The organism is Paenibacillus polysaccharolyticus, assembly GCF_023714295.1.
GTDB lineage: Bacteria > Bacillota > Bacilli > Paenibacillales > Paenibacillaceae > Paenibacillus > Paenibacillus polysaccharolyticus_A.
The window spans coordinates 184,570-205,656 of the sequence record NZ_JAMAUN010000004.1 but is presented as its reverse complement, the minus strand read 5'-3'; the positions used below and the strand labels follow the sequence as shown (position 1 = coordinate 205,656).

Here is a 21,087-nt window from a genome sequence, read left to right as displayed (position 1 = left end):
TTGTTTCACCACATAACCGTACTCAAAGAAGAGGCAACCGAGGGATTAAACATCAAGCAGGACGGTATATACGTGGACTGCACTTTAGGAGGGGCGGGACACAGTTCCGTGATTGCATCCAAGCTAGGTCCGGGGGGACGTCTGATCGCACTTGATCAGGATGATTGGGCTTTGGACAATGCACGCGAGAAGCTCGCTGCTTATGAAAACCAGGTTACATTGGTGAAAACCAATTTTAGAGATTTGGAGCAGGTCCTCAAAGACCTCGATGTTCCTATGAAGGATGGTGTACCGCAGGTTGACGGAATTCTGTATGACCTTGGTGTGTCATCACCACAGTTTGACGAAGGAGAACGTGGATTCAGTTATAATCACGATGCGCCGCTTGATATGCGTATGGACCAGGATGCACTTCTGACGGCTAAAGAGATTGTGAATGAATGGCCTGAAGAAGAGATTGCGCGAATTCTGTATCGCTATGGTGAAGAGAAGTTTTCCAAACGGATTGCTCGTGTTATTGTGAATCATCGTAGTCAGTCTGAGATCGAAACGACAGGCGAACTTGTTGAATTGATCAAAGAAGGTATTCCTGCAGCAGCCCGCCGTACAGGAGGACATCCTGCAAAGCGAAGTTTTCAGGCGTTGCGTATTGCTGTAAATGATGAGCTGGGGGCTTTTGAAGAAGGACTGCATCAGGCTGTTCGTTGTTTAGCGCCAGGGGGGCGCGTATCTGTTATCACCTTCCACTCCCTTGAGGACCGGATATGTAAACAGATCTTCAGCAGCTATCTTGAAAAATGTACATGTCCACCTGACTTTCCGTTATGTGTATGCGGTGGGAAAGGGACTTTACGTCTCGTCAACCGAAAACCGCTGATTCCAACAGAAGCGGAACTGACCGAGAACTCTCGTGCACGATCAGCCAAGCTGCGTGTAGCTGAGAAATTGTAGAACAAAAGTGGAGGAGGAGCCTTCGAATGGCATATACACGCGGCAATCTAGCGGTCAAAGAAAAAGCCCAGGAACGTGTAACACAGCAGAGGTACAAGGAAACAACCAAAGTCGTGACACGTCGCACAGGTCTGCCAGCTCGCGAAAAGTTTTTATACCTGATCACACTCTTCGCTGTCATTGTTGTTGGTGGTGCGCTGATGTCTCGTTACGCTCATATTTATGAACTGAATAAGCAGGCTCAGTCAACCATTGTAAAAATTAAAGAGGCTGAGAGAGCCATTGCCGACTTACAGGTAGAGAGAGAAACATTGAATAATCAGGTTGTGGAGAATGCAAAAAGGCTGGGTTACGTAGAAGCTTCCGACAAGGATGTTATTTTTGTACCTCGCTCAACAACGAATACATCGACAGGTACTGAATCATCCTCGAAGGCAACCAGTAGCAAGTAAAGAGGTGTATCGATGGTAAAAAGAATAAAAATGCGCACGTTGTTAATAGGGGGATTCATTACCCTCTTTTTTCTTGTACTCGTAACCCGTATATTTTTTATTCAGGTAGTCAATGGTGGGATATGGCAAGAACGTGCGGCTGGTCTTATTGAAAGAGAACAGACAATTAAGGCTGCTCGCGGAACGATTATGGATCGAAATGGGAATGTGCTTGCAACGGATTCGCCAGCGTATACCGTTTCAGTTAATCCGCTTTTGATTAATCAACTAGGTATTGAAGACGTAGTGACCAATAAGCTATCGGCACTACTCAAGAAAAATGAGGGTGAGATGCGTGCTCTCGTTACAGCGAAAAAAAGTGATGGCGATTTTTTTCAACAACGTGAAGTACGCAGTGAAGGATATAAGATTAGTCCTGAGCTCGCGGAAAAAGTCAAAGCATTGCGTGAAGAGCTACAGGATCAGTATAAGGCGGGTAACGCGATTGTCATGACGCAGGAATCCAAACGTTTTTATCCGGAAGAATCTCTGGCCTCTCATGTGCTAGGTTATATGAGTCGTGATGGCAAAGCTGTCAATGGGCTTGAAGTCTCGTATGATGATGTGCTGACAGGCACAGATGGTTTCCTGAATTACCAGAAGGATGCCAAAGGCATTAAACTTCCGGATTCACAGGATAACTATTTACCTCCAAAAAATGGTAAAAACCTGAAACTTACGATTGACGATACCATCCAGTTTTATATTGAGAGTGCAATGAAAGAGACGATTGCGAAATATAACCCGCTAAGTATGACCGTCATCGCGGCTGACCCAAACACGATGGAGATTCTGGGGATGGCAAACTGGCCGACCTTTAATCCGAATACGTATGCGAGCACGCCGGATCAGAAAAATTTTATCAACCATGCCACGCAGTCGATCTATGAACCAGGTTCCACGTTCAAAATTGTGACGCTTGCGGGAGCCGTAGAGGAAAAGCTGTTTGATCCGAATGCAACGTTTGAATCCAAGCGTATTTACATCGGCGGTTTTCCGATTAGTGATAACGGACATACGTACGGAAGAATCTCTTACCTTGAAGGTGTCAAACGCTCCAGTAATATCGCTTTTGTTAATCTGGGGTACAACATGCTTGGGGGAGAGCGGCTACGTCACTATATCGATCAATTCGGTTTTGGTAAAAAGACGGGCATTGACCTGCCTAGTGAAGCGGCTTCGCCAATCAAACCCCTGGTATACAAATCAGAGATTGCTACCGCTGCCTATGGCCACGGTCTTGTACAAGTGACTCCGATCCAGCAGTTATCTGCCATCTCGGCGATCGCAAACGGCGGTAAGTTGCTCCAGCCTCATCTCGTGAAGGAGATTATGAATCCGAATGATGGCACAACGGAAGAGATCAAGCCAAAAGTGATTCGACAGGTCATCTCGAAAGAATCGGCCAAGCTTGTTGGCGGGTATCTGGAGCAAGTCGTAGCAGATCAGACTATTGGTACAGGACGTAATGCCTATATTGAAGGATACCGGGTTGCAGGCAAGACAGGAACAGCGCGAAAAGTTATCAACGGTCAATATAGCAAAAACAAAGACGTCGTTTCGTTTATTGGATTTGCACCGGTCAACAATCCGAAGATTGCGATGTTGATTGTGATTGACCAGCCAGATGGCACAAACATTGGGGGAGGAACTGCAGCGGCTCCAGTGTTCAAAAAGGTTGTAAGCCAGACGTTGCAATATATGGGCATACCGAAAGATACAGCCAAATCGACAGACAAAAAATCAAAAGACGTAGCTGTTGTACAAGCTAAGGCTCCGGACTTGAGTGGTAAAACGGCTAAACAGGCCAGAAGCCAGCTTCTCAGCTCCGGAATTGCTTATGTCACGCTTGGTCAGGGTGAGAATGTAATTCGCCAGTACCCGCAAGCGGGTGCTTCGATGAATCCAGGCCAACGAGTCTACTTACTGACAGAAGAGAGCAGCAAAATGAAGATTCCAGATCTAACGGGTGAATCTCTCCGTGATGCGTTGGAGGTTCTTTCACTGATGAAGGTAGGCGTGACAGTCAAGGGTGAAGGATACGTCGTGAAACAGAAGGAGCAGGTGTCGGGTGAGCAACGAACGGTGCAGCTAACCTTACAGACAGCGAAGGCAGCGGTAACCGGTATTGCTGATGAAGCACCGGACTCTTCTGATCCGAATGCGAAGAACCAAGACAAAAACACGAAAACAGCTGATGAGGGTAAAACGGATGGAGATGAACCGCCGGGAAGTACCTTGAATCAGAGTCAGTCTGACAAGCAAAAGGGTCAAGACGAAACATCTGGTAAACCAGCTAGTGAAGGGGCCTCCCTGCCATAGACCGCATAGACAGCTTGTTCTAACCCCCGGTTGTCCTGAATATTCATGAATGAGACAGTTCATGATTTTGGGACGAGTGGGGGGATCTTTTCGTGAAGGGAACAAGTGTTAATCTGCGCCGCAGATTGCTATGGAGTTTGTTGATTCTGGTTATGTTATTTTCGGCCTTGGTCATTAGGCTTGCTTATGTACAGTTGGGGGAAGGGCCGGAGCTGTCAGCCAAAGCGGAGGAATCTTGGCGTCGTAACATTCCGTATACGGCTAAAAGGGGAGAGATTCTGGATCGAAACGGAACTTCTCTAGCCTACAATGTGACAACCCCAACGATCATGGCGATCCCGGCTCAAGTGAAGGAAGCGGAGACAACAGCCAAGTCGCTGGCCCCGCTATTAGGTATGACAGAAGAGAAAGTGCTGGCAACCATCAAGAAACGAGAATTGATTGTACGACTACAACCCGGTGGCCGCAAAATTACGATGGAGAAAGCTCAGCGCATCCGTGATTTGAAGCTTCCGGGTATCGTTGTTGCCGAGGATAACAAACGTTTCTACCCGTATGATGACCTGGCTGCTCATATTCTCGGATTTACAGGGATTGATAATCAGGGACTGACTGGTGTCGAAAAGAGATATGATGACAAGCTGAATGGTTTAAATGGCAGTGTATCCTACTTGTCCGATGCGGCCGGAAGGCTCATGCCGGGCTCATCTGAGAAGTATGTGGAACCGAAGGACGGGCTTAACCTCAAGCTGACTATTGATAAATCCATTCAGTCGATTATGGAACGGGAATTGGATCAAGCCATGGTCAAGTTTCAGGCCAATTCCGCTTTGGCTATTGCAATGAATCCCAAAACAGGCGAGATTTTAGGGATGTCTAGCAGGCCGGGTTACGAGCCGGCAGATTATCAGCAATATCCTTCCGAGATTTATAACCGGAACTTGCCCATCTGGATGACGTATGAACCGGGTTCGACTTTCAAAATTATTACGCTGGCTGCTGCGTTGCAAGAAAAAAAGGTAAACCTGCAGCAGGATCAATTTTTTGATCCCGGGTTTGTTGAAGTTGGCGGAGCACGCTTGCGCTGTTGGAAAAAAGGCGGACATGGAAGCCAGACTTTCCTTCAGGTGGTGGAGAATTCCTGTAACCCTGGATTTGTTGCTTTGGGGCAGAAGCTGGGTAAAGAGTCGTTGTTCTCCTACATTAAAAATTTCGGTTTTGGTGCCAAAACCGGGATTGATCTTAGCGGAGAAGCAAGCGGTATTCTTTTTAAATTAGCAAATGTAGGTCCTGTTGAACTTGCAACAACGGCCTTTGGGCAGGGGGTATCCGTGACCCCTATTCAACAAGTAGCAGCGGTATCGGCTGCCATCAATGGTGGGAAGCTCTATAAACCTTACGTTACGAAAGCATGGGTACATCCAGAAACCGGAGAGGTGCTTGAAGAAGTAAAGCCTGAACTCGTACGTCAAGTCATCTCGGAAGATACGTCCAAGCAAGTACGAGAAGCGTTGGAAAGTGTCGTGGCCAAAGGAACAGGGCGTCCAGCATTTATCGATGGCTACCGGGTTGGAGGTAAAACAGGTACAGCCCAGAAAGTTATTAACGGGCGCTACTCGTCGAGTGAGCATATCGTTTCGTTTATCGGATTTGCTCCGGCTGATGATCCGCAGATCGTAGTATACACCGCTGTAGACAATCCAAAGGGAATTCAGTTTGGCGGTGTCGTTGCAGCCCCAATCGTACAAAATATTTTGGAAGATTCGCTCCATTATATGAATGTGCCTGTGCGTAAGGACCAGCTCGCCAAAGAGTATAAATATGGGGAGACCAAAATTGTGACGGTTCCTGATCTTACTGGGGCTACGGTGGAAGATTTGTACGAGGATCTCAACATGAATTTTATGCTGGCGAAGTCGGGAAGTGGCAAATACGTAATTAATCAGGCACCTAAACCAGGAGCAAGAGTAGAACAAGGCTCAACGATACGTATCTATATGGGCAATGTCCTGAAAGAGGATGGGCATGATCATACGAAGCCCGAATAAAGTACTTTAATGGAGCTTTAAGTAACGCTCTTGAACGGACTCAAACGGAGATTCAGTCTTACACCGCAACAAAATTCAGGGGATCGCGTTTCATTATTTGGTGATCTGGTCGATATTAATACTATAGGAATCTGTGGATACAGAAGTATATTTGGAAAAGTGAGGTTATTCATGTGCTTTTAAAACAGTTTGAATCCAAGTTGATTACCGCTCGTCTCGTGGGCGACCCCCATACAGAATGTCACAACCTTCAGACAGATTCCCGGCAAGTCAAACCGGGTGATCTGTTTATCTGTCTTCCGGGACATACAGTCGATGGACATGATTATGCAGATAAAGCTGTGCAAGCTGGAGCGTCTGCTCTCGTTGTGGAACGGCAGCTTGATTTGCCAGTACCGCAATTGATTGTGAAAGACAGTCGATTTGCGATGGCAGTGCTGTCTGACTTCTTTTTTGATTCGCCAAGCCACAAGATGAAAATGATCGGAGTAACGGGAACGAACGGTAAAACAACTACGACTTATTTGATTGAAAAAATTATGAGCGATTATGGTCAGAAAACGGGGCTGATCGGCACCATTCAGATGCGATACGATGGACGCACTTACCCGATGTCGGGAACTACACCTGAAGCTCTGGATTTGCAACGTAGTTTGCATGATATGGTTCAGGCTGGTACGGAATGCTGTGTGATGGAAGTTTCTTCTCATGCATTGGAGCAAGGTCGTGTGAAAGGCACGGATTTCCGTACAGCGGTATTTACGAACCTGTCACAGGATCATCTCGATTACCATCATTCCATGGAGGAATATCGCGGAGCTAAGGGGTTGTTTTTTGCTCGCCTGGGTAACGGTTATGCGGAAGATGCTTCCGAGCGGAAGTATGCAGTGATCAATGCGGATGATCCGGCCGCGGATTATTATATTTCTGTAACGGCTGCTGAGGTTATTACATACGGCATGGGAGAACAGGCGGATGTTCGTGCATCTGCAATTTCGATCACAGCTCAAGGGACGACCTTCCATGTAGATACTTTTGCGGGCAGCACGGACATTGAACTGCGTATGGTAGGCAAGTTCAACGTGTACAATGCGATGGCGGCCATCTCGGCAACGCTGGTGGAAGGTGTGCCACTGGAAGAAATCAAGCGTAGTCTGGAGACCGTACCGGGTGTGGATGGCAGGGTGGAAGCTGTCAATGAAGGTCAGGCATTCGCGGTTATCGTTGATTATGCCCATACACCGGATGGACTTGAGAATGTACTGCGTACAGTCAATGAGTTTGCAGAAGGTCGTGTCATCTGCGTATTTGGGTGCGGCGGTGACCGGGATCGCACCAAACGCCCGTTGATGGGTAAAATTGCTGCGAAGTACAGTGACTTTGTATTAGTGACTTCTGACAACCCACGGACGGAAGATCCCGATCTGATTCTAAAAGACATTGAGCAAGGTCTAATGGAAGAGTCCGTTCCTTCTGAGCGGTACACAATGATCGTGGATCGGCGTCAGGCCATTCATGAGGCTATTGAAATGGCAAGCCCGACCGATGTAGTATTGATTGCGGGCAAGGGTCACGAGACATATCAAATTATCGGAACAACCAAGACCGATTTTGATGACCGGATCATAGCCAAAGAAGCGATAAGGGGCAAATCCAATTGATAAAACGAACATTGGCGCAAATCGCCGAGATGTGTGGTGGCACACTAAGTGACGCCGGGGTCTATAGTGAAGTGATCGCCGAAGGGGTATTCACGGATTCACGTAAACCGGTGGCAGGCAGTCTGTTTATTCCTTTGGTGGGAGAACGTTTTGATGGACATGAGTTTGTGCAAGCTTGTCTGGAGCAAGATGCTGCGGGTGCGATGTGGCAAAAGAATCACGGTGCTCCTCCGCAGGGAGCTGTCATTTTGGTGGACGATACCCTGACTGCACTACAGGCACTCGCATCAGCTTATCTTCATGAGAACAAGGCATCTGTCGTTGGCATTACAGGCAGTAACGGTAAAACAACAACCAAGGATATTGTAAACGCGCTTCTCTCTACCACGTTCAAGGTGCATAAAACCCAGGGTAATTTTAACAATCATATCGGTCTGCCACTAACGGTATTGAGTATGACTCCAGATACGGAAATCATTATTTTGGAGATGGGCATGAGTGGTCGCGGCGAAATTTATGACCTTTCTGTCATTGCACAGCCGGATGTAGCACTCATCACCAACATTGGTGAATCCCATCTGCTTCAACTTGGCTCAAGACTTGAAATTGCTAGAGCCAAGGCTGAAATTGCCGCTGGTATGAAACCTGGCGGATTACTCATATACAACGGAGACGAGCCTTTAATCGCTCAGGTGCTTGAAGAGTCTGCAACGAAGCAGCCTGAAGGCATGCAGCGGTTTAGATTCGGGTTACAAAAGGATAATGACGATTATCCAACAGGGCTGATGAATGCACAGCACGGGATGGTGTTTACAACCAAGCAGTCTGGCGACAAAGCCTATAACCTTCCCTTGCTCGGTACACACAATGTAATCAACTGTCTGGCTGCCATGGCCGTAGCACGTCATTTTGGGATGAATGAGGAAAATATGGCGACAGGCTTATCACAGCTGAAATTGACAGGTATGCGTATTGAGGTCACTCAGGCGGTGAGCGGAGTTACTCTCCTGAATGATGCATATAATGCAAGCCCGACTTCCATGAAGGCTGCTATAGATGTGTTAGAAGGGTTAAAAGGATACCGGATGAAAGTAGCTGTACTGGGAGATATGTTGGAGCTAGGTTCGGAGGAGCAGCAACTTCATCATGAGATCGGGATGTATATTACTCCTGATAAGTTGGATAAAGTGCTGGTGTACGGTCCATTATCCGTGCATATTGCTGAGGGAGCAAACAAGCATATGGCAGCTGAAGCTGTTCATGCTTTTGATAACAAAGAAGAATTGACCCGTTATCTGCTGGAGAATCTTCATCCGAAAGATGCAGTTTTGTTTAAAGCCTCACGAGGCATGAAACTGGAGGACGTAGTTCAGACACTCCAGACGGCACCATTACAGAATCGAGTAGACTAGAGGGGTGAACCCATGGATTTTCAGGTATTACTGTTAACAATCGGCGTTTCATTTATTTTGGCGGTGATTGCCGCACCGCTGCTCATTCCGCTCTTGCGGCGGATGAAGTTCGGACAGCAGGTCAGGGAAGACGGACCTCAGAGCCATTTGAAAAAAAGCGGAACCCCAACGATGGGCGGAGTTGTTATCTTACTTGCGTTCACGCTGGCATTTCTTAAATTCTCAGCGGTCAAAAACACAGACTTTTATGTATTGCTTGTCGCTACGCTGGGATTTGGTCTCATTGGTTTTTTGGATGACTATATCAAAATTGTTTTCAAGCGTTCGCTTGGACTGACTGCCAGACAAAAAATGCTGGGGCAACTGCTTTTCAGTGCCCTTATGTGTTATTTACTTATTCAAAATGGACATAGCACCGCAATTTCGATTCCGGGAACTTCGGTTTCGTTTGACTGGACCGGATGGTTTTATTATCCGTTTGTTGTGTTTATGATGCTGGCCATTACCAATGCGGTTAATTTTACGGATGGCCTGGATGGCCTTCTCTCCGGGGTCAGTGCGATTGCTTTTGGCGCGTTTGCTATTGTGGCCATGCAGGCAACGTCGATGCCAGCGGCAGTGTGTGCAGCTGCCATGATTGGGGCTGTTCTTGGATTCCTGGTTTACAATGCGCATCCGGCCAAGGTGTTTATGGGCGATACGGGTTCACTTGGAATCGGCGGTGCCATCGGTGCAATTGCCATCGTTACGAAGACAGAACTTCTTTTTCTTGTCATCGGTGGTATTTTTGTAATCGAGGTTCTTTCCGTTGTGATCCAAGTGGTATCCTTCAAAACCCGTGGTAAACGTGTATTTAAAATGAGCCCAATCCACCATCACTTCGAGCTTAGTGGCTGGTCGGAATGGCGGGTTGTCATTACCTTTTGGGCGGTAGGTGCTATTTTGGCCGCTCTTGGACTTTATCTCAACAAGGGGTTGTAAATTATGAATCATCCAGAAACATATCGTGGACAACAAGTCGTCGTGCTTGGACTTGCGAAGAGCGGCGTACAAGTTGCCAAGGTGCTGCATCGTGCAGGGGCTAACGTTATCGTAAATGATAAAAAAGACAGGGAACAGTGTCCCGAAGCTTCCGAATTGGAGGCTTTGGGAATTTCTGTTGTATGCGGGGGCCATCCGGATGATCTTATTCATAGTGATGTGAAGCTGGTCGTCAAAAACCCCGGTATTCCTTATCATGCTGCTCCTGTGCAACAAGCGCTTGAATTAGGTGTTGAGGTGGTGACCGAGGTAGAGGTTGCATATCACCTTTGCAATGCGCCTATGATCGGGATAACCGGTTCTAACGGAAAAACAACGACAACAACCTGGGTAGGAAATATGCTGGAACAAGCAGGTTTGAATCCCATTGTCGCTGGTAATATTGGAACACCTCTCTGTGAGGCTGCAGAGCAAGCCACCACGGATAACTGGATGGTCGTCGAGCTGAGCAGCTTCCAGCTCAAAGGCACGGTAGAATTTCGTCCGCGTATTGCTGCACTCCTTAACGTGGCAGAGACGCATCTAGATTATCATGGCGGTATGGAAGATTACGTGGCTTCCAAAGCAAAGCTGTTTGCCAATCAGCAGCCAGATGACGTTGCTATTCTCAATTGGGATGATGCGGTATGCCGTGAACTCGTTCCTTATATCAAGGCGAGATTGATTCCGTTCTCATTGACGGAAAACCTAGATACAGGCGTATATGTAGATCCACCTTATGTCGATGGGGAAGAGGATGATGTAAAGCGCCAGGTGATCTATGCGGATAGCGAAGGCAATCGAGTGGTAATCATCGATGTGCAGGACATTGGCATACCTGGACGTTTTAATGTGGCTAATGCATTGGCTGCAGTAGCTATTGCAATTGCGGCTGGTGCAGACCCGTCACAGCTGGCTGCTGCGCTCGCTGATTTCAAGGGTGTCGAACATCGACTGGAGTATGTGCTCGAACGTAATGGCTCAGTTTATTACAACAATTCAAAAGCTACCAATTCCAAGGCAACCGTAATGGCACTGAATTCCTTCAAGGAACCTGTTGTGTTGATTGCGGGCGGACTGGATCGCGGTTCGGATATGATGGAACTTTTGCCGGTATTGGAGGAACGTGTCAAAGCGTTAGTGGTTCTTGGTGAAAACCGTGCTAAAATCGCTAAAGTTGCTGAACTTGCGGGACTAAAGCATATTAAGGTCGTCGATAATGAGGAGGACGCTGCCCGTACGTTGACGGTTGCCGTTCAGGAAGCAGCAGAGCTGGCTGAACCGGGGGATGTTGTTCTGTTATCCCCTGCGTGTGCAAGCTGGGACATGTTTGCCTCCTATGAAGAACGGGGACGCATTTTTAAAGAGGCGGCGCATAACTTGTAAGTAGGGGGGTGGAAAAGCCCCTACTTCCATGCAAGGGGTGGCCTCCTGATGAAACAGACGCGACCGGCGCCGGATGTTTGGCTCCTGATTTGTATCTTGGCTCTGCTTGCCATCGGCATCATTATGGTGTACAGTGCAGGCTCAGTACTTGCGTTCCGCAACTATGGCGATTCATTTTATTTTGTGAAAAGACAGATTTTATTCGCAGTGCTTGGGCTAGCAGCCATGTTTGTAACAGCGAATGTGGACTATAGAGTATGGCGAAAGTATGCCAAACCGATCTTAATTATCTGTTTTATCATGCTCATTGCTGTATTAATCCCGGGAATCGGTGTCGTTCGCGGCGGTGCGCGTAGCTGGCTGGGAATTGGTTCGTTCGGTATCCAGCCCTCCGAGTTCATGAAACTAGGGATGATTTTGTTTTTGGCTCACTGGCTCAGCAAAGACCCTGGTAAAATTAAAACTTTTACAACGGGGCTGTTACCTCCGCTTGGGCTGATGGGGCTTGCTTTTGGCATAATTATGTTGCAACCCGATTTAGGAACAGGCACCGTCATGATGGGTGCATCGATGCTGATCATTTTCACGACTGGAGCTCGAATGAAACATCTTGCTCTGCTTGCGCTTGGTGGGGTTGCAGGATTCGCGGCACTTGTTGCAGCGGCACCTTACCGGTTGCAGCGAATTACAGCGTTTCTGGATCCGTGGTCTGATCCGCTAGGTGCGGGTTATCAGATCATTCAATCGCTCTATGCGATCGGTCCAGGTGGACTGGCTGGCCTCGGGCTAGGGATGAGTAGGCAGAAGTACAGTTACGTGCCTGAACCGCAGACGGACTTTATATTTAGTATTTTGGCGGAAGAACTTGGTTTTATTGGTGGAATGATTGTATTATTATTGTTTTTGGTGCTGGTGTGGAGAGGAATGCGTGTAGCGATGACGGTTCCGGAGTCTTTTGGTAGCCTGCTAGCTGTGGGGATTATTGGCATGGTTGCTGTGCAGGTCATTATAAATATCGGTGTAGTCATTGGACTCATGCCGGTCACAGGAATTACATTGCCGCTGATCAGTTATGGAGGTTCGTCACTGACACTCATGCTCACCGCACTGGGCATATTATTGAATTTATCCCGTTATGCGAGGTGACTTATACGATGCGAGTCGTTCTTAGTGGCGGCGGTACGGGAGGACATATCTATCCGGCCGTGGCCATAGCAAGACAATGTGAGGCGGAGAATGCCAACTCGACGTTTTTATACATTGGCGGTACACGAGGACTTGAAAGTAAGCTGGTTCCTCAGGAAGATATCCCTTTTAAATCGATTGACATTACAGGTTTTCGGCGTAAATTATCCTTTGAAAATGTGAAAACAATTATGCGATTCGTTCAAGGAGTTCGGGAATCCAAAAAAATGCTGAAAGAATTCAAGCCGGATGTTGTCATCGGTACAGGCGGTTATGTCTGCGGACCTGTAGTTTATGCAGCGGCAAAGCTAGGTATTCCAAGCGTAATCCATGAACAAAATGCAATCCCGGGACTGACGAACAAGTTCCTCATGCGTTATGTAGATACGGTTGCTGTCAGTTTCGAAGGATCTGAAAAATCATTCTCGGGAGCTAAAAAGGTAATCTACACCGGTAACCCGAGAGCAACAACGGTAGCTCAGGCGAGTCGGGATCGTGGGTTTGCAACACTAGGGGTTCCGATGGACAGCCGTGTTGTGCTCGTCGTTGGCGGTAGCCGCGGGGCTAAAGCGATAAATCAGGCGATGATTGAAATGGCGCCAATGCTTGAACATGTGGATGATGTACATGTCGTTTACGTTACAGGTGAGACCTATTTCGATGAAACCCGTGAAGCGATCCGTAGTTCTTTGGGAACGATGCCTAATCATCTGCATGTATTGCCTTATGTACATAACATGCCCGAAGTGCTCGCTTGTACTTCCTTGATTGTCAACCGTGCAGGAGCTTCGTTCCTTGCGGAGATTACATCGCTGGGTATTCCATCGATTCTTATTCCATCACCAAACGTAACCAACAATCATCAGGAAGCTAATGCACGTACCCTTGAAAAAGGAGGAGCCTCGCTCACGATGCTGGAGAGAGAGCTTACAGGCAAAGGTTTGTACGAAGCCATCGCAGGCATTATGAATGATGAATCAGGACGTAAACAGATGGCAGAGGCTTCTCGAAAATTAGGGAAACCAGATGCGGCAAAAGTGCTTGTAAACGAAATTAAACGTCTTGCAGCCAAACGACATTAGTCGTTTGGACGCTTTCATGGGCGATTGTCACACACCAGACGGGACTGACATAAGATACGGTATAAATCGTGACAATCGTTCCATGATACCGCAGTACAGCATCATATCGGCAAAGATGCAACTAGGGGAAGACCGTGAGTTTGCCAATCGGTAGTGCTGGCAATGATCGGTGGAACCAAGGGATGGATTGCGGAGCCTCATGGATCGGATGTGTCACGGATAATTCATTCGCTGAGATTGACTGGGGACAATGGATGTGGATGTCATTGTTCACTCAGGCCAAGCGACAGCAGAGGACGTTATCACCCTTATGCAGTCTATTCAAAGCACTATATCATCTCAAGGCGGTATCCATCTGGTATCGTATGTCTTCGCAGTGGGTGAGCGTAAACCCCGGAGGTGATACATTGGACAAATTGGTGATTGAAGGTGGGAGACCCCTATCAGGATCCATACGCATCCATGGAGCAAAAAATGCCGCTTTACCGATTATGGCCGCAAGTTTGCTCGCAGACGGAGAAATTACGCTGCACAACGTTCCGCACTTGCTGGACATCGAAGTAATGCTGTATATCCTGGAACGACTTGGATGCACATGTCGGCATGAGCAGGGAACAGTGACGATTAATACGTCGCTCGTCCGGTCACATGATGTGCCAGAGGATCTTATGAAGCAAATGCGATCTTCCATTTTTCTGATGGGGCCGTTGCTTGCGAGATTTGGGAGAGTGTCTGTATACCAGCCGGGTGGCTGTGCGATCGGAGAACGTAAAATCGATCTTCACCTTCGGGGGCTGGAAGCGCTCGGGGCACAGATTGAAGAGCAAGATCAGCAAATTATCTGTCACGGAGCTAATCTGACAGGTGCGGATATTCATCTGGATTTTCCAAGTGTCGGGGCCACTGAAAACATCATGATGGCTGCTGTGCTTGCAGAGGGCACAACAACAATTTTCAATGCGGCGAGGGAACCTGAGATTCAAGATTTGCAACATTTTTTGAATGCGATGGGGGCCCGAATTATAGGTGCCGGCACGGATACAATCACGATAAATGGCGTTGAGAAGTTGCAACCTTGCACCTATGAAATCATACCGGACCGAATTGTCGCTGGAACCGTCATGATTGCCGCTGCTGCGACCCGAGGCAATGTTACGCTTACACACTGCAATCCGGCACATCTTACTTCGCTTATACATGTGTTAAAGCGCACTGGTGTTCAAATCACAGTCTGCAATGATATAATGACTGTGAGTTGTATGACCCGCCCAAAATCGGTGGATCGTATCGCGACTTCTCCATATCCTTCGTTTCCAACGGATCTTCAATCACAGATCATGGTGTTGCTCAGTTTGGCAGACGGATTCAGTGTGATGAAAGAGACAGTGTTCGAAGGAAGATTCAAACATGTGGATGAACTGAATGTCATGGGAGCGGATATATCGGTTGATTTGAATGCAGCCTTTATCCGCGGAGTTCCGAGATTATATGGGGCTACAGTAGAGGCGACAGATCTTCGCGCGGGTGCAGCATTAGTGATTGCGGGTCTGGCGGCTCAAGGTAAAACCATAGTGGAGCAAGTGCACCACATTGACAGGGGATATGACCAGATCGAAAAGTTATTCCAGAGTCTTGGAGCCTCAGTGGAGAGACAGTCGACTGTTTCGAAACAGTTGGATTTTGCCAATTAACGTCCTTGGCGTCCCCTTCTTGGAAGAGGAGGGGGCCTGAGGCTTTGTGGAGCGTTATTATGCCTAAAAGTCAAATTCCGGTTCTCAAGGAGAATCGCCCAAAAGGAAACACAAGCCGTAAAATTGTAATTATCCTATTATTATTATTTATTGTATTGCTGGCTGTATTATTCTTTCGTTCTTCTGTAAGCCGTATATCAGCGATCGAAATTACGGGTAATGTATACACGGCCACTGCGGATTTGCTTGAAAAGAGTGGTTTGAAGGAAGGTGACCAGTTCTTTGGTACAAGCGCTACTGAAATCATTGAACGTCTTAAAACGATTAAAGCTGTCTCGACGGTTACTGTGGACAAGCAATTTCCGGGTACGATTCATATCAAGGTACAGGAGTTTTCTACAGTCGCTTATGAACTGGACACAAGCGGGGCGCTTAAAGCCATATTGTCCAACGGGACTAGCTTGAATGTTCCGCCAACGATCGGTGTTGCTGTAGAAAAGCCGATTCTGACACAATGGAAACCAAATGATCCGCTCAAAGCGAAACTGAGCGAGGCGCTGGCTCAAATTCCGAACGAACTGACAACGGACATATCCGAAATTATTCCCAACCCGACACCCTCTTTTCCGGATCAGATTCGCATGTACACCAAGTCACAGTTTGAAGTGATAACAACGATATCGCTTTTAACGGATAAAGTGGAGTATTTGAATCAGGTGATCGAGACCGAACGACCTGGCAAAATTACGATGCTTGAGGCGGATACGTATGTGCCGTTTATACCGGATAATCCAGAGGATGACGCTGAGCCGGGAGCCGGGCAATGATGCCTGTACTAATTGGCTGTTCGTTGCGTAAAAGTGTAGACAGCATCGGGCTTCAGTACCGGTTGATGTGTGAAACTTGTTCTTTCTGAGATGAAGAAAAAATGGTACACTTGAACTTACGGCATATGAGTTGCCTCCTTCTTTTTTCTTCAAGGTTTTATGTTTCACATCCAGAACTTGGCACCCAAAAAAATTGTAGAAAAAAGAGGGAAAGCCTAAGCTGTGTTGAATATGTTTTAATGAGTGTTTAAACCCGAACGTATTTTACTATTGGAGTCAGGAGGTGCCACAGACTTGAGCAACAATGACATCATTGTTAGTTTGGACATCGGTACATCCAAAATTCGCGCTATTATTGGGGAAATTAATAATGGAACCTTTAATATTATTGGAGTTGGATCTGCCGACTCGGAAGGAATTCGCAAAGGTGTAATCGTAGATATCGATCAGACGGTGCAGTCGATTCGCAATGCAGTCGATCATGCAGAACGTATGGTGGGTATTCAAATATCCGAAGTATATGTTGGAATCTCAGGCAATCATATTGGACTGATGAGCAGTCACGGTGTGGTGGCAGTATCGAACGAAGATCGTGAGATCGGAGAAGAAGACATGGAGCGGGTGTTGAAAGCAGCCGAAGTTATTGCGGTTCCGCCCGAACGGGAAATTATTGATGTAGTCGCCAAGCAATATGTTGTAGACGGGTTGGAGGGCATACAAGATCCACGTGGGATGATTGGTGTTCGTCTGGAAGTTGAAGCAACCATCATTACCGGAGCCAAAACCGCGATACATAATCTATTGCGCTGCGTGGAAAAAGCGGGATTAAAAGTGAGTGACCTCGTTCTCATGTCACTCGGAGCAGGCCAGTTAGCTTTATCCAAAGATGAGAAAACGATGGGCTCTGTGCTTGTGGATATCGGAGCAGGAGCAACAACCATCGCTATCTTTGAAGAGGATAGCCTGGTTGCGACTTCAACACTGCCAATCGGCGGGGAATTTGTAACGAATGATATTGCTTATGGTTTACGTACTTTGACGGATCAGGCGGAGAAAGTTAAGCTGAAATATGGCTGTGCCTGGCTTGATGATGCTGCGGCAGATGTGGTGTTCAAAGTCACTCGCATTGGAAGCAATGTGGACAAGGAGTTTTCCCAAGAAGATTTGGCTGCTATTATTGAACCTAGGGTTCAGGAAATATTCCAGATGATTGGACAAGAAGTCAAACGCCTTGGTTACAACGAGCTACCTGGAGGTTATATACTAACGGGTGGTACAGTCTCTATGCCTGGTGTTCTGCAAGTTGCACAGCATGAGCTTGCTGCTTCGGTACGTGTTGCCGTTCCAGATTACATTGGTGTCCGTGATCCTGGTTACACCAGTGGTGTAGGTATTTTGCACAATGTTATTCGCAGTTTACGCATCAGGCCCTCGAGCAACAATGGCGGTAGCAACAGCAATACCAACAGCAAGAAACCGACAAGCCGTCCGAAGCCGAATGCGGCACAGGAATCGGAGCAAAAACCCGGTCTGTTCGAACGACTGAAGAATATGTTCAGTGAATTTATATAACAGGTTGGATCCATTTCATACATTCTTGAGGCCGTCTGAATGCGCTGGTACTAAAATAAACGCTTTCGTTCGTCGATATATGAAATTGATTCGGTTCAAATCAAAAATTGGACGGGCCATCCATGCACATTGAGGGGGAGATGGAATTATATGTTGGAATTTGATTTTGAGATGGAGAGCTTGGCTCAGATTAAAGTCATCGGAGTAGGCGGCGGCGGAAGCAACGCTGTTAACCGAATGATTGAAAATGGTGTACAAGGTGTTGAATTTATTACGGTGAACACGGATGCTCAGGCACTACACCTGGCAAAATCCGAGCATAAATTGCAAATCGGTGATAAATTAACTCGTGGTCTTGGTGCAGGTGCCAATCCGGATGTGGGTAAAAAAGCAGCTGAAGAGTCCCGTGACCTGATCATGAACACGTTGAAAGGTGCAGACATGGTCTTTGTTACAGCTGGTATGGGTGGTGGTACAGGTACGGGTGCAGCTCCTGTGATCGCTGAAATTGCCAAAGAGTGTGGCGCCCTTACTGTAGGTGTTGTGACACGTCCCTTCACTTTTGAAGGCCGCAAGCGTTCCAGCCATGCAGAACAAGGCATCGAAGCACTTAAGGAAAAAGTGGATACACTGATCGTCATCCCGAATGACCGTTTGCTTGAGATTGTAGATAAAAAGACACCGATGCTGGAAGCATTCCGCCAAGCGGATAACGTATTGCGCCAAGCGGTACAAGGTATCTCCGATTTGATCGCAGTACCCGGTTTGATCAACCTTGACTTTGCAGATGTCAAAACGATCATGCACGAGCGGGGATCCGCGCTTATGGGGATCGGTGAAGCGACGGGTGAGAACCGTGCAGCTGAAGCAGCACGCAAAGCCATTATGAGTCCTTTGCTTGAAACCTCTATTGAAGGCGCACGCGGCGTAATCATGAACATTACAGGCGGTGTTAATCTGTCCCTGTATGAAGTGAACGAAGCAGCGGAGATCGTGACATCGGCTTCCGATCCGGAAGTGAATATGATCTTTGGTGCGATTATTGATGAAGATCTGAAAGAGGAGATCAAGGTTACGGTCATCGCCACTGGATTTGAGGACAAACCTTCTGCTCCACCGGTACGCAAACCTGCTACAGCATCAGAGCCAGCAGAGACGCGTTCACCGAATCTTCGTCCATTCGGAAACCAGCCAAGCAATGATCAGTTGGACATTCCGACATTTTTACGTAATCGTTCCCGTAACAACAACAACGAATAATTTGGTAAATATCTGGGAAACCCGGTGCTGCTTTTGCAGCAGCCGGGTTTTTTTGTTGTTTTTTTATATAGCGTAACATACAGGAATGAACAAATTCTGAACAACTCGGCTGCGTCATTCCGACAAAAATAGTTGGAGACAAGCTCCCACATTTAGACAGACTTTGAACAGGAGGCTCCGTATACTTGGGAATATGCTTATAAATATCGAGATGATGAAGCATTTAGGTTATATCAATCCGTAGCATTTGGGTTGTTTCCGCCCTGAGTCATGTGAGATCGATACAATCTGACTGATGTGAGGTTGGTTGTAACCATTCGTTTCGATAGGTTGGATGCAGGCAGGTGAAGAGCGTGGTTGTGTATGTCGATCTGATCTTTTTGACAAACCTATGTATTGATGGAGCTCTCATTGGATTGACTGCTTGGATGCGCCAAACGAAGCTGGTCTGGTGGAGATGGCTGTTATCGGCCATCGTTGGCGCGTTATATGTCGTGATGATGTTTGTACCGCAGTTTGATTTCCTGTTCACGTTTTTGATCAAGTTTGGTTTTTCTCTTGTGATGTTGAGTATCGCGTTTGGATATAAGGGACTGCAGGCTTTTGTGAGGACGCTGGGTACATTTTATGTCATTAATTTTGTGGCAGCCGGAGGAATCCTGGGCGTGCATTATATGCTTCAGAGTTCAGGAGAACTGTTTAATGGCATCTGGTTCACTGCATCTGGCGGCATGTCGTTTGATCTGAAGGTTGCGTTCTGGTTCACTTTCATTGTATTCTTCGCGGTGCTCATTTTATTCAAAATTGTGCAAGGCGCCAAACGTAAATCAGATCGTATGTCCACTTACCTTGGTCAAGTTGAGGTTCGCATTGATGAGGTTGTTGTGTCTTGTACAGGCCTTCTGGATACAGGAAATCAGCTCACAGACCCTTTGTCACGGATGCCGGTGATGGTTATGGAGGTTTCGTTGTGGCAAACGATGTTACCTGATTCATGGAACTCTAGGCTGAAAAACGAATCACCGGAAAATCTCATCATGGAACTGGATCAGAAACATTTTCGTTGGCAGGATCGTCTGCGCTTAGTTCCTTATCGGGGGATTAATAAAGGAACAGCATTTATGATGGCGGTCAAGCCGGATCGGGTTACAGTAACGATGGATGGAACGGATTATGTGACAACAAAAGTTCTGATTGGGCTAGATGGGGGCGTTTTATCCTCGGACGGGAAATATCAGGCCGTGATTCATCCTGAACTGGTGCAAGAAGCTGCTTCTGCGCAGTCTAAGGCTCAATCCGCAGAACCCACAGAAAAGCCGCTGAATGTGGTATAGGAGGAACCTACATGCTTGTGAAATGGAAATTGGTTGCCCAGCTACAATATTATCGTTTGTTGTTCCTATTTGGGCTGAAAAGTGAAGAGATCTATTACATCGGGGGAAGTGAGGCACTTCCACCTCCATTGACACGGGAAGAAGAGGAATATTTGCTTCAGAAGTTATCGTCAGGAGATTCGGCCATCCGTGCCATGTTAATTGAGCGTAACCTGCGTTTGGTGGTATACATTGCACGTAAGTTCGAGAACACAGGTATTAACATCGAGGATCTGGTATCCATAGGTGCAATTGGATTGATTAAGGCTGTGAATACATTTGATCCGGAAAAGAAAATAAAGCTCGCGACTTATGCTTCGCGCTGTATCGAAAATGAAATTTTGATGTATCTGCGCCGTAACAGTAAAATTCGTACTGAAGTTTCTTTTGATGAACCGCTTAACATTGACTGGGATGGAAATGAGCTTTTATTATCCGATGTACTCGGTACAGAGAACGATACAATCTATCGAAATATTGAAGAACAGGTAGATCGTAAGCTGCTGCATAAGGCACTGGAGAAACTGACGGATCGCGAGCGAATGATTATGGAGCTTCGCTTTGGCTTGACGGATGGCGAAGAAAAAACGCAAAAGGATGTGGCGGATCTGCTAGGAATCTCCCAATCCTATATCTCCAGGCTTGAAAAAAGAATCATTAAGAGGCTGCGAAAAGAGTTCAACAAAATGGTCTGATCCCGTGATAAAAGAAGATTGGGTATTACTGGCAAGGATGCCAACGACGAATAAAAAAGCCTGCCTCGGAGATAATGTACATTAATGTTTCTCCTTGGGAGGTAAATCACG

16 protein-coding genes are annotated in these 21,087 nt (G+C 47.0%); all 16 read left to right on the top strand.

Annotation, left to right across the window (positions count from 1 at the left end):
• The 16 genes from rsmH to sigE all read left to right on the top strand — a co-directional run bounded on the left by rsmH (window position 1) and on the right by sigE (window position 20,976).
• Window positions 1-951, top strand: coding sequence for a 16S rRNA (cytosine(1402)-N(4))-methyltransferase RsmH (gene rsmH, locus M3629_RS13590; RefSeq protein ID WP_251507145.1), 951 nt, complete (start codon window positions 1-3; stop codon window positions 949-951).
• 26 nt (window positions 952-977) lie between these two features.
• Entirely contained in the window at window positions 978-1,403 is a 426-nt protein-coding gene (locus tag M3629_RS13585) for a hypothetical protein (RefSeq protein WP_251507143.1), read from the top strand.
• Window positions 1,404-1,415: 12 nt separating this feature from the next.
• A complete protein-coding gene (locus M3629_RS13580; RefSeq protein WP_251507140.1) occupies window positions 1,416-3,764 on the top strand; it encodes a penicillin-binding transpeptidase domain-containing protein in 2,349 nt (782 codons plus the stop codon).
• 92 nt (window positions 3,765-3,856) lie between these two features.
• Window positions 3,857-5,812: a stage V sporulation protein D gene (locus M3629_RS13575; RefSeq protein ID WP_251507137.1), complete on the top strand. Its 1,956-nt coding sequence runs from the start codon at window positions 3,857-3,859 to the stop codon at window positions 5,810-5,812.
• Window positions 5,813-5,985: 173 nt separating this feature from the next.
• Window positions 5,986-7,473 carry a UDP-N-acetylmuramoyl-L-alanyl-D-glutamate--2,6-diaminopimelate ligase gene (locus M3629_RS13570; RefSeq protein WP_251507134.1) on the top strand — a complete coding sequence of 496 codons (1,488 nt, stop codon included), beginning with the start codon at window positions 5,986-5,988 and terminating at the stop codon, window positions 7,471-7,473.
• Complete coding sequence (locus M3629_RS13565; RefSeq protein ID WP_353056749.1) at window positions 7,473-8,885, top strand: UDP-N-acetylmuramoyl-tripeptide--D-alanyl-D-alanine ligase; 1,413 nt, start codon at window positions 7,473-7,475, stop codon at window positions 8,883-8,885. Before M3629_RS13570 ends, M3629_RS13565 begins: the two co-directional genes overlap by 1 nt.
• 12 nt (window positions 8,886-8,897) lie before the next feature.
• Complete coding sequence (mraY, locus tag M3629_RS13560) at window positions 8,898-9,866, top strand: phospho-N-acetylmuramoyl-pentapeptide-transferase (RefSeq protein WP_123062528.1); 969 nt, start codon at window positions 8,898-8,900, stop codon at window positions 9,864-9,866.
• Window positions 9,867-9,869: 3 nt separating this feature from the next.
• Window positions 9,870-11,291 carry a UDP-N-acetylmuramoyl-L-alanine--D-glutamate ligase gene (gene murD / locus M3629_RS13555; protein ID WP_251507129.1) on the top strand — a complete coding sequence of 474 codons (1,422 nt, stop codon included), beginning with the start codon at window positions 9,870-9,872 and terminating at the stop codon, window positions 11,289-11,291.
• Window positions 11,292-11,339: 48 nt separating this feature from the next.
• A complete protein-coding gene (spoVE, locus tag M3629_RS13550) occupies window positions 11,340-12,437 on the top strand; it encodes a stage V sporulation protein E (protein ID WP_251507126.1) in 1,098 nt (365 codons plus the stop codon).
• An 8-nt stretch (window positions 12,438-12,445) separates the two neighbouring features.
• Window positions 12,446-13,558, top strand: coding sequence for an undecaprenyldiphospho-muramoylpentapeptide beta-N-acetylglucosaminyltransferase (gene murG / locus M3629_RS13545; protein WP_251507116.1), 1,113 nt, complete (start codon window positions 12,446-12,448; stop codon window positions 13,556-13,558).
• Between the two features lie 365 nt (window positions 13,559-13,923).
• Window positions 13,924-15,249 (top strand): UDP-N-acetylglucosamine 1-carboxyvinyltransferase, encoded by a 1,326-nt coding sequence (gene murA / locus M3629_RS13540; protein WP_353056748.1) that lies wholly within the window; start codon window positions 13,924-13,926, stop codon window positions 15,247-15,249.
• Between the two features lie 59 nt (window positions 15,250-15,308).
• Window positions 15,309-16,076: a cell division protein FtsQ/DivIB gene (locus M3629_RS13535; RefSeq protein WP_251507111.1), complete on the top strand. Its 768-nt coding sequence runs from the start codon at window positions 15,309-15,311 to the stop codon at window positions 16,074-16,076.
• Window positions 16,077-16,370: 294 nt separating this feature from the next.
• Entirely contained in the window at window positions 16,371-17,648 is a 1,278-nt protein-coding gene (gene ftsA, locus M3629_RS13530) for a cell division protein FtsA (protein ID WP_251507108.1), read from the top strand.
• A gap of 150 nt (window positions 17,649-17,798) precedes the next feature.
• Window positions 17,799-18,908 carry a cell division protein FtsZ gene (gene ftsZ / locus M3629_RS13525; protein WP_090923751.1) on the top strand — a complete coding sequence of 370 codons (1,110 nt, stop codon included), beginning with the start codon at window positions 17,799-17,801 and terminating at the stop codon, window positions 18,906-18,908.
• Window positions 18,909-19,252: 344 nt separating this feature from the next.
• A complete protein-coding gene (gene spoIIGA, locus M3629_RS13520; RefSeq protein WP_435368221.1) occupies window positions 19,253-20,242 on the top strand; it encodes a sigma-E processing peptidase SpoIIGA in 990 nt (329 codons plus the stop codon).
• A gap of 11 nt (window positions 20,243-20,253) precedes the next feature.
• Window positions 20,254-20,976: an RNA polymerase sporulation sigma factor SigE gene (gene sigE, locus M3629_RS13515; protein ID WP_090923750.1), complete on the top strand. Its 723-nt coding sequence runs from the start codon at window positions 20,254-20,256 to the stop codon at window positions 20,974-20,976.
• Window positions 20,977-21,087 lie beyond the last annotated feature (111 nt).

Bases quoted from the DNA above. Each gene is read 5' to 3' on its own strand.
- spoVE (WP_251507126.1), top strand. From the start codon at position 11,340: ATGAAACAGACGCGACCGGCGCCGGATGTTTGGCTCCTGATTTGTATC.
- M3629_RS13580 (WP_251507140.1), top strand. From the start codon at position 1,416: ATGGTAAAAAGAATAAAAATGCGCACGTTGTTAATAGGGGGATTCATT.
- mraY (WP_123062528.1), top strand. From the start codon at position 8,898: ATGGATTTTCAGGTATTACTGTTAACAATCGGCGTTTCATTTATTTTG.
- sigE (WP_090923750.1), top strand. From the start codon at position 20,254: ATGCTTGTGAAATGGAAATTGGTTGCCCAGCTACAATATTATCGTTTG.
- murD (WP_251507129.1), top strand. From the start codon at position 9,870: ATGAATCATCCAGAAACATATCGTGGACAACAAGTCGTCGTGCTTGGA.
- M3629_RS13585 (WP_251507143.1), top strand. From the start codon at position 978: ATGGCATATACACGCGGCAATCTAGCGGTCAAAGAAAAAGCCCAGGAA.
- ftsZ (WP_090923751.1), top strand. From the start codon at position 17,799: ATGTTGGAATTTGATTTTGAGATGGAGAGCTTGGCTCAGATTAAAGTC.
- M3629_RS13535 (WP_251507111.1), top strand. From the start codon at position 15,309: ATGCCTAAAAGTCAAATTCCGGTTCTCAAGGAGAATCGCCCAAAAGGA.
- murA (WP_353056748.1), top strand. From the start codon at position 13,924: ATGTCTTCGCAGTGGGTGAGCGTAAACCCCGGAGGTGATACATTGGAC.
- murG (WP_251507116.1), top strand. From the start codon at position 12,446: ATGCGAGTCGTTCTTAGTGGCGGCGGTACGGGAGGACATATCTATCCG.